Below are 444 nucleotides of genomic sequence, written 5' to 3'. Positions count from 1 at the left end.
ACACCGAGGCGCACGATTGAAGCAGCATCCCCATCGAGACGATCCGCATGGAACATGAGTGCCTCGCAGATCAACTCCTTCCGTGCGGCCGTCAACCGCAAAGCCGCCCGGGAGGGGCCCGACCCGGCTGTCCCAACGCTTGCGGGGTGGGACAGCCGGGGCGGGAACAGCGCTTCCGCCGGGTTCAGCTGCGGCTGTTCAGGGGAAGGTCGGGGATGCCGGCGAGCAGGGCCCGGACCTCCTCCGTGGATGCGCCGGTGCGCGTTTCGAAGTCCACCTCGTCGGCGGTCTCCAGCGCCTCGCTCATGAGCGAGACCACGAGGAAGAACTCTTCCCGGGACATGGTGACGTTGATCTCGGGTCCGTTGTCCTCCACCTGCACGGCGGGTTTCCTTTCTCTATTCCTCACGGAAGTTCTTGGTGAAGTACCCATATCCCTCCTTG

The 444-nt window shown here is 64.6% G+C and carries 1 protein-coding gene; it reads right to left on the bottom strand.

Annotation, left to right across the window (positions count from 1 at the left end):
- Positions 1-184: 184 nt before the first annotated feature.
- Entirely contained in the window at positions 185-382 is a 198-nt protein-coding gene (locus tag RNB18_RS52170) for a hypothetical protein (protein WP_311600690.1), read from the bottom strand.
- Between the last annotated feature and the right edge of the window lie 62 nt (positions 383-444).

Origin of the sequence: Streptomyces doebereineriae, assembly GCF_031845645.1 — a bacterium.
Taxonomy (GTDB): Bacteria; Actinomycetota; Actinomycetes; order Streptomycetales; family Streptomycetaceae; genus Streptomyces; species Streptomyces canus.
This window is presented reverse-complemented; position numbering and strand designations above follow the sequence as displayed.